We start from the raw sequence: 8417 nt of genomic DNA on the forward strand, positions 1-8417 counted from the left end.
ACGGGAAGCAAGTGGAACGGCTGCGGGTCGCGGTGACGAACCGAAGAAGCAGGGCGACGAGCTGAACGTCACTGCGCCGTTCCCGACCGCGCCAGCCATGACTCGCTGACCAGCCACCTCCTTGCTTCCCCGGCACACCCCAGCCGAGCAGTCCTCGCGTCCCGGCGTTTATGCAGGCCACGACGTCATTGGCACCGGAGACCGATCGCTGCTCGCCGGGGACGGTGGCGCGGGCGCCGATGACCTTCAGGATGTCGACGGCGAACACGACGGTGTCCTTGCCGGTGACATGGAGCTGAGCGCTACCGGTCCTCCCGTACCCGGCCGCGGGGGGGGGGGGCAATAATCAGGACCCGGCTCCCAGCTCGCTGACCCTGCACGGCCCGGTCCAGGGCGGGCTGCGTCGCGCCCCGCCCTACGGCGAACACCTGCGGCCGAGTTCCCTTGCCGTATGAGCCGGGAAGCGGGCCAGAAGGGAGCCGTCGTGCAGCCGGCCCACGGTCGGTGGACGCCGGTTGGAGGTGAGGCGACCAGGAACTGGCGCCGCTGCCGGCGACCTTCGCCAGGAGCTTGCCGTCGCCGAAGCCTTGGCCGGCGATGACGAGCATGTCGGGGTCGAGCAGGTGCAGCAGGCGCTGGGCGTAGTGGTTCTCGCCGTAGCTGGGGCCGGACTCGGCGCCGATCAGGCCGCGGCTTCCGGTCTCCACCAGCGCCATCAGTCGCCGGAGCGGGTAGCCGGTCCAGCCGTACCGGTTGCGGGGCCGGCCGAACCGGCCACGGTTGCGTTCGGCGTCGGGCACCGTGATCGAGCTGCACCCGTCGAAGGCCACGGTGCGCCAGCGCCGGGAGCGCACTCCTGGCGTCCGTGGCTGAGCCGGCGGCCCGGCCGCGATCTCGAACAGGGCCATCATCGGTGCTGCCCCGAGGCGTCGACGCAGATCGCGGAGCGCCTTCTGCGACGGCGTGGGCCCCGGTAGTCCGGTCAGGCCGACGACGAGCTTGTCCCAGATCTTGGCGTAGCCCGGGTGCGGGAACAGCCCGAGGGCGAGCACGAAGTACACGCCCACCCGCGAGGGCAGGGCTCGTAAGCGGCGCTGGACGGTCCCGGTCTCCGCCAGGACGGCGTCGACCAGTTCGAACGGGAGGTACTTGGGTCAACTCGCCCAGACGGCCTGGGGCGAAGACCCCGGCGGCGACGGTCAGGGTTCGTGTGAGCGTGCCGGTGGCAGACGGGCAGCGCAACGGAGCCTCGGAGAGACGGACTGATCCTGGCGGATCATCCCTCCTACCGGAGGCTCCGTTGCTCTCGCCGGGACAATCACCAATCCCGCCAAGCCATTTGAGGCCAGACAAGGCGAGCCGCCCGGACGGGGCCGTGAGAGCGCTGCGGGGCTTCCGTGTGCTCAGCAGGCATCCACAGCTCGGCCGAAGAGGCGGCCGCCGAGGTCGACGCCGAGTACAGTGCCGGCGGAGTCGCGGGTAAAGAAGCCACGCTGGCCCTTCAGCCCGCCCTCCGTGATGAGGTACTCGTCGCCGTCGCCCGGGAGGAAACCCATGGTCGCGGCGGGGTAGTCGGCCGGCATGCCGACGTCCGAGGCGGCGCGGATCTCCGGCTTGATCCCGACGGCCAGGGTGAGTCGGGTGCCGTCGTTGAGGATGTCGAGGTTCATGACGTCGCTTTCGTAGCGGCCGGCCACCTCCCGTGCCCGCTGCTCGTCGTGGGCGACCGGCTCCGGGTCGCGCTCGACGAGCCCCAGGCAGTGTTCGAGGGCCCAGCGGGCGACGGCCTGGGTCAGGACGTAGCCGTCCGGGCCTGCGGCAAGGGCGACCACGGCGAAGTTCCGCTCGGGCACGATGACCAGGTCGGCGAACTGGCCGTTGCCCGAGCCGCCGTGGCCGATCGTGCGGACACCGTCCACCTCGCGCAGGAACCAGCCGATGCCGAAGCCGTCGCCGAGCGAGCTGCCGCGCAGCTCGACCGTCCACTCCCGCATCCCGTGCAGCGTCCCGGCAGGCAGCACACCGGCCCCGCCGCCGAGCTGGAAGCGGGCCCAGACCAGCAGGTCGCTCACCGAGGACACGATGCCGCCGCCGGGATTGTTGCCGCGCGCACCGGCCCGCTGCGACTTCCACGGCCGGGCCGCCCGCAGGGCCCCGTCCTCGTCGCGGTTGTAGCCCACGGCGAACTTGCGGACCATCACCTCGTCCAGGTCGAAGAAGGTGTTCGACAGCCCGATCGGCTCCAGCAGCATCGTGGCGACAGCCTGTTCGTAGCTCTGGCCGGTGACGTTCTCGATGATCCGCCCGACCAGGTTGTAGCCCGCCTGGCTGTACGAGGCCCGGGCTCCGGGCGGGGCGATGAGCGGGAGCTCGGCGAGCTTTGCGACGAAGCCGGCCAGCGTGCCGCCCTCGTCGCCGGGGTCGATCAGATTCCAGTCCAGTCCGGCGGTGTGGTTGAGCAGGTTCAGCACCGTGATCCGCTCGGCCGCCCGCTCGTCGACGAGCCTGAGCTCGGGCACGTACCGGCGCACCGGCACGTCCAGATCGACCCTGCCCTGTGCGACCAGGCGCATCAGCGCGGTCGCCGTGAAGGTCTTGGTGACCGAGCCGAGGTGGAACAGCGTGCACTCGTCCACCGGCAGCGGATGGTCGATGCTGGTCACGCCATGGGACACGAAGATCTCCTGACCGTCCACCAGCACTCCGACGGCGACACCCGGGATGCCGAACTCCTCGGCCCTCGCCGCGACGAACTCGGACAGCTGCTTCTGCGACATGGTCGGTTCCCCCCTGCAGGCACTTGAACTAAGTACAAGAAGACCATATGCGGCCCGGTGAACTGAACACAAGAGGCTTCCTGCACTAAGTTCAACCAAGCTGGCGCCATGCCACGACAGACCATGACCGCCGACCGGATCGTCCGCGCCGCGATCGAACTGCTGGACGAGGAGGGCCTCGACGGCCTCAACATGCGCAGCCTGGGCACACGGCTCGGCTCGGCCGCCACGGCCATCTACTGGCACATCAAGACCAAGGACGAGCTGGTCCGCCGGGCCGCGGACGCGGTCTGGGCAGAGGTCGAGCTGCCCGAACCCGGCACCACCGGGTGGCGGGAGGCCGCCACCGCCACGGCCACCGGCATGCACGCCATGCTCACCCGGCACCCCTGGCACGGCCAGGCCTTCGGCAGCCACCTGCCGTACGGCCGCGGCAAGGCCCGCCTGGACGAAAACAGCCTCGCCCTCCACGAACAGGCCGGACTCGCCGGCACCGAGGCAGACCGGGCCACCGCCACCGTGTTCGCCTTCGTCCTCGGCAGCACCCTCGGACCCGCCGCACACCTCTCACTCACCCGCCGGCTGAACCACAGCCGCGACAACCCGAACAACAGCTTGCCGACACCATCGCCCAGAGCACCCAGACCGCCATGGAACTCCCCCGCCTGCACAAGCGGATCGGCGCCACCCACTACGCCACCGCACCCGACAACAGCTTCGAATTCCGCCTGCGAACCAACCTCGACGGCCCCGCAAACCCACTTACCACCAGCGGATAACAACCCGCGCCACCCAGCCCCTACCGCACACACCAAACACGACCACCACCAGGCCACCGAAGCAAGAAGACCACAACAGCCCAACCCAGAACAGCCCGCGCCCCCGGCGGCAAACCCCGGCATCCCACCCCAAGCCCCCAAGGCCATCCCACTGACCCTTCGGGGCTCACCACCGAACCACCACTTGACATGTCCGGATGTCGCCTTTCTGGATGCTGCCGTGGCCCTCATCCACGAGCAACTGGTGAAGCCGCGGCCGTGCTTCGAGAAGCTTGCGGCGCTGCGCCGGGGTCTGCGGGGCGCTGGTGGCGCGCGGGGTGCTGGCGCCGGCGCGGGGGCTGCGGGCGGCTGACTGGGCCCTCCGGCAGGAAGTCCAGTCCCTGAAGACGGCCGAACGCAAGCTTCGCCAGGAGCACACGCGCGAGTTGCCCGACCTCCGGTCCTCCATCAACGTCCTCGCACAGCAGGTTCTTCCTCACACTTGAGAACCAACGCCTCTCTCAAGCCTCAAGCCACCATGACCCGGTCACTCGCATCGACCGACGTTGATCCAGCTCTCGCAGACCGCCGGACACGCTCCTCAAGCACCAAAAGCAGGCCACGTGAGACCACAGTGCCGACGCGAGGGCGACATGGCCGGTTGTAAAGAAATCTTTCTAAAGATACCTTTGCAACGTGTCGAACAGTCAGAAGGACGAGCCAACGGGAGCCCCGGCCCGCACGACCCGGCTCACCGACCCCCGCGCTCTGCGCGCCTATGCCCATCCCACCCGCATGCGCCTCGTCGGCCTGCTCCGTACCGAAGGCCCCTTCACCGCGACCCGTGCGGCTGAGCTCACAGGCGAATCCGTCGCTAGTTGCTCGTACCACCTGCGAATGCTCGCCAAGTACGGGCTGGTCGAGGTCGCACCGGGCGGTCAGGGCCGCGAGAAACCCTGGCGGGCCAAAGCGCGCTTCACTCAGTGGCCCAACTACGCCGAAGACCCTGCCGTCACGGAGGCCAGCAGGGCACTGGAAACTGCGGTCGTCGAACACTACTTCGAGCTGATGACCCGCGCCATCGAAGAGCGCCACGATCTGCCACGCGAGTGGCAGGAGGCCGAGCACATCGGCGACCAGGTGCTCTACCTGACGGCGGAGGAGCTCGCTGAGCTCGGCGAGAAACTCGACCGTCTGCTGCACCCCTACGAGGACCGGCAGGGCGACCCGGTCGCCCGCCCCCAGGGCGTACGCCTCGTCCAGATCATCCGGGCCGCCTTTCCCTTGCCGCAACGGCACGCAGGCAACGAGGAGACTTCCATCGCTCCGGACAGCACGGGCGGCCCGCGATGACGGCCTCGAGCCGCTTATCCGCGCCCGTCCCCTACCTCCTGCGCAAGCGCTTTTTCCGCCGTTACTGGACCGGCCAGAGCATCTCCCTCGTCGGCGACCAGATATCCCAGATCGCCCTCCCACTCGTCGCCGTCCTCGCCCTCCACGCCGACGCCGCCCAGATGGGCTGGCTCGCCACGGCCCAGCTCATGCCCGCCATGCTGCTCTCTCTTCCCGCAGGCGCCTGGGCCGACAGCAGAGCACACCGCCGTCGCGTCATGATCGCCACGGACCTCGCGCGGGCCCTGCTCATCGCGTCGGTTCCCATCGCCTACGCCCTGGACGCGCTCACCTTCACGCAGCTCTACGCGGTCGCCTTGGGGATCGGCGCACTGACCGTCCTCTTCGACGTCTGCAACACCATCCTGTTCGTCTCGCTCATCCCCGCCGAGCGCTACATCGAGGGCAACTCCCTCGTCAACGGAAGCCGGGCCATGTCCTTCGTCGCGGGTCCCAGCGCCGGCGGTCTCCTCGTCCAGTTGTTCACCGCGCCGCTCGCGCTCCTCGCTGACGCGGTGACCTATCTGACCTCCGCCTGCTGTCTGGCCCGCATAATCCCCGTCGAACCGCCGGCCGTGCCACCCGCGAAAGGACACTTCACCGCAGGCCTGTGGTGGATCCTCCGCTCGCGCGTAATGCGCGCCACGTTCGCCGGATCCACCACGGTTCAGTTCTTCAATTTCATTTTTCACACGCTCTTCGTGCTCTACGCCACCACCGAACTCGGCCTGAGCGCAGGCGTGCTGGGGTCGGTCCTCGGAGTCGGTGCGATCGGCGGGCTGGTCGGTGCCGCCCTCACTGGCCGTCTCGTGCGCCGCGTCGGCATCGGGCCCGCCGTCGTCGTCGGCTTCGTGGCCTTCCCAGTCCCGCTGCTGCTCGTGCCCCTCGCGGACGGCCCCGACGCGCTCGTCCTCAGCCTCCTCTTCCTCGCCGAATTCGGTTCATGCGTGGGCGCGATGATCGCCGACATCTCGCTGGGCTCACTTCAAACGGCCCTCATCCCCCACGCCCTACGCGCCCGCGTCAACGGGGCCTACCGCACCCTCACCCACGGCGTGCGCCCGCTGGGCGCGCTCGCGGGAGGAGCCCTCGGCACGACTATCGGGCTACGCCCGACACTGTGGATCGCAACGGCCGGGGCCGTGCTGTGCCTGGTCTGGGTGCTGCCTTCGCCGGTCCCACGTATCCGCGAGTTGACCGACACTCCGCCTGAGCCAGCACACGGCGCACCATCGGCATCGGCGTCCGCATCCTCGCCCTCGTCCGGCTAGTGCCGCCTCAAGCAACGTTCGCCCTGTCGACGACGGTGCGTAGACGGCGGCCATCGGCGTGGCGGTTTCGCCAGATGATGTAGCGGCGGATCATGCTGCGCTGATCCTTGTGGCCGGCGTGGTCGGTGCCGTCGAGAGTGAAGTAGCGCAGGGCGGTGAACTGGGCTTCTATGCGGTTGAGCCAGGAGCTGTTGGTCGGGGTGTAGGCGATCTCGACATTGTTCACTGCCGCCCAGGTGCCAACCCGCCGGCACTTCTTCGTGGTCAGGTGCGGGGAGAAGTTGTCACAGACGATCGCGATGCGGACCCGGGGTGGGTAGAGGGTGCGCAGGTAACGGCAGAACTCCAGGAACTGGGTGCGCTTCTTGACCGGCTTGATGTGGCCGGAGAGCTTGTCCTTGGCCAGGTCCAGTGCGGCGAACAGGTGCCGTACTCCGCCGTAGTGATTGTAGGTCGCCCGCCGCCTGCGGCGTGGTTCGCGGTCGGGGTCCTTGTGCCGGCGCGCTCGGCCCACTGCCTGCCCGGTGGGGCATCAGGCTGAGAGGTCCGAACTCGTCCACGCAGAAAACGACTTCGGGCTCGTCCCCTCGGGTATGACCTCGCCGTCGACGATCGCGTAGAGGTGTTCGACGCGGCCCTCTTTGGCCGCGTAGTCGGGGTCGAAAAGGGCAGGTCGTGTTCGGTCGGCTTAGACTTCGCGATCTTCTTGATCTCACGCCGCTCGGGCAAGGTGAAGGTCTTGGGCCGCCGCCCTTGTGCTTCGGATACAGGGAGTCGAAGCCGTCGGCGTTGAAGTTGTGGATCACATCCCGGATCCGGTCCGCGCTGGTGAAGGTCACCTCGGCGATCTTCGCCACCGGCATGCCCTGGGCGGACAGCAGCACCATCTGGGCTCGCCGCCAGGTCACCACTGATCCGGTGCCTCTGCGGATGATCCGCAGCAGGTGCTGCCCCTCGGTATCGTCGATCTATCGAACCTGAACCCTGTAGGCCATGCCGCCCAGTCTCCGTGAACGCGCCGGTCAGTAACGGGACTTGACCGGCGCGTCGCGGACCGCAGGCGGCGAGGGATTAGCCGAGGTGCCGGGCGAAGAATCTCAGCGTGCTCTCCAGCTCGAATGCCGGGCTCTCCCCGTGCTTGCCAGGGTTGGCATGCAGCGTCTTCTCGGCCGAAGCCAAGGCATCGAACAGAGCCAGGCTCTGGACTCGCGGCACCCGTTCGTCGTCCCACTGCACCAAGAACTCCACTGGGACGGTGATCCGCGCGGCGGCCTCGGCCGATGCCAGCGCCCCGCCCAAGCCCAATACCGCCGCGCGGACCCGGGGTTCGGCAGCGACGAACGGAACGCCGAGTCCGCACCCCAACGATACCCCCCAGTAGCCCACCGGACCGGCACCGACGTACTCGAGCCGTTGGACTGCGTCCAGGACCGCCCGCCACTCCGGCACGGTCTGACGGGCTACGAGCGCCTGGAAACCGGCGATCAGCGGAGCCAGCTCTGCACCGGCCTCGATACGAGCCTGGTTCTCGGTCGCGATACGGTCGTATTCCTCGACCTTCGGCCGGTCGCCATGGGCGGGCACGTCAACCGCCACGGCAGCGAAACCGCAGTCAGCCACGAAACGGCGTGCACGGGCCAGGATGTCAGGGGCCTTCTTGTGCTGACCGCCACCGTGCCCCATCAAGACAAGCGGACGAGTGTCGAGGGCACCTTCCGGCGTCCACAGAACGCCGGGAACATCGCCGAGGGTAAAGAGCTGTTCGCGGACGCCGTCGGACGACGTCTCAGAGATGAAGCGCATAGCGATTCATGCCTTTCGGGATGCCTCTGCGGGCACTCCCTAGGCCATGCGAGGGAGGAAGGCCCGACCTGTCAAAGCGTTGATCGGTCTCACCTCCTTAGTTCGCAGCAGTACACGGCGGCAAGAATCTATCACGAAGGACTTCGCCCTGGTCCGGACGGGATGCCGACAGGGCGAACGTTGGTTGATACGGCACTAGAAGGAGAAGCCGCGGGAGCAGCCGCGTAGTCCGAAGACCGCGCACGGCACGCATCTGCTGCGCTGCTGGGGCGCCCGGTCCATGAACCGTCGCTACGGTGCCGGCGGGGGGGGGGGGGGGGGCGGGAACGCTCCGATCCCTCCGTCGACACCTCCGACCAGCGTCCGGCGGATGACGTGGGAAGTGCCGTGTGCGGCGCTCGCTACATCCACCTTGC

6 protein-coding genes and 1 pseudogene are annotated in these 8417 nt (G+C 68.5%); 3 read left to right on the forward strand and 4 right to left on the reverse strand.

Going from position 1 to position 8417, the window contains the following annotated elements:
- Positions 1-302: 302 nt before the first annotated feature.
- Together ACZ5DS_RS34440 and ACZ5DS_RS34445 are read right to left on the reverse strand one after the other, a co-directional pair.
- Positions 303-1133 carry a transposase domain-containing protein gene (locus ACZ5DS_RS34440; protein WP_468246716.1) on the reverse strand — a complete coding sequence of 277 codons (831 nt, stop codon included), beginning with the start codon at positions 1131-1133 and terminating at the stop codon, positions 303-305.
- A gap of 270 nt (positions 1134-1403) precedes the next feature.
- Positions 1404-2777 (reverse strand): serine hydrolase domain-containing protein, encoded by a 1374-nt coding sequence (locus ACZ5DS_RS34445; protein ID WP_468246444.1) that lies wholly within the window; start codon positions 2775-2777, stop codon positions 1404-1406.
- 123 nt (positions 2778-2900) lie between these two features.
- Here ACZ5DS_RS34445 and ACZ5DS_RS34450 point away from each other — a divergent pair, with 123 nt between their 5' ends.
- From ACZ5DS_RS34450 to ACZ5DS_RS34460, 3 genes are all read left to right on the forward strand, one after another.
- Positions 2901-3908: a TetR/AcrR family transcriptional regulator gene (locus tag ACZ5DS_RS34450; protein WP_468246446.1), complete on the forward strand. Its 1008-nt coding sequence runs from the start codon at positions 2901-2903 to the stop codon at positions 3906-3908.
- Positions 3909-4231: 323 nt separating this feature from the next.
- The gene (locus ACZ5DS_RS34455) at positions 4232-4888 is read left to right on the forward strand and encodes a winged helix-turn-helix domain-containing protein (protein WP_468246448.1); all 657 of its coding nucleotides are present in this window, start codon (positions 4232-4234) and stop codon (positions 4886-4888) included.
- On the forward strand, positions 4885-6198 hold the full coding sequence (locus tag ACZ5DS_RS34460; protein WP_468246451.1) for an MFS transporter: 1314 nt from the start codon (positions 4885-4887) through the stop codon (positions 6196-6198). The genes ACZ5DS_RS34455 and ACZ5DS_RS34460 overlap by 4 nt, the downstream gene beginning before the upstream one ends.
- Positions 6199-6205: 7 nt before the next feature.
- Here ACZ5DS_RS34460 and ACZ5DS_RS34465 read toward each other — a convergent pair.
- Positions 6206-7166 (reverse strand): annotated as a pseudogene (locus tag ACZ5DS_RS34465) (transposase).
- A gap of 103 nt (positions 7167-7269) precedes the next feature.
- Positions 7270-8001, reverse strand: coding sequence for a dienelactone hydrolase family protein (locus ACZ5DS_RS34470; RefSeq protein WP_468246453.1), 732 nt, complete (start codon positions 7999-8001; stop codon positions 7270-7272).
- Positions 8002-8417: the final 416 nt, after the last annotated feature.

It is taken from the genome of Streptomyces sp. NPDC031100 (assembly GCF_055570785.1).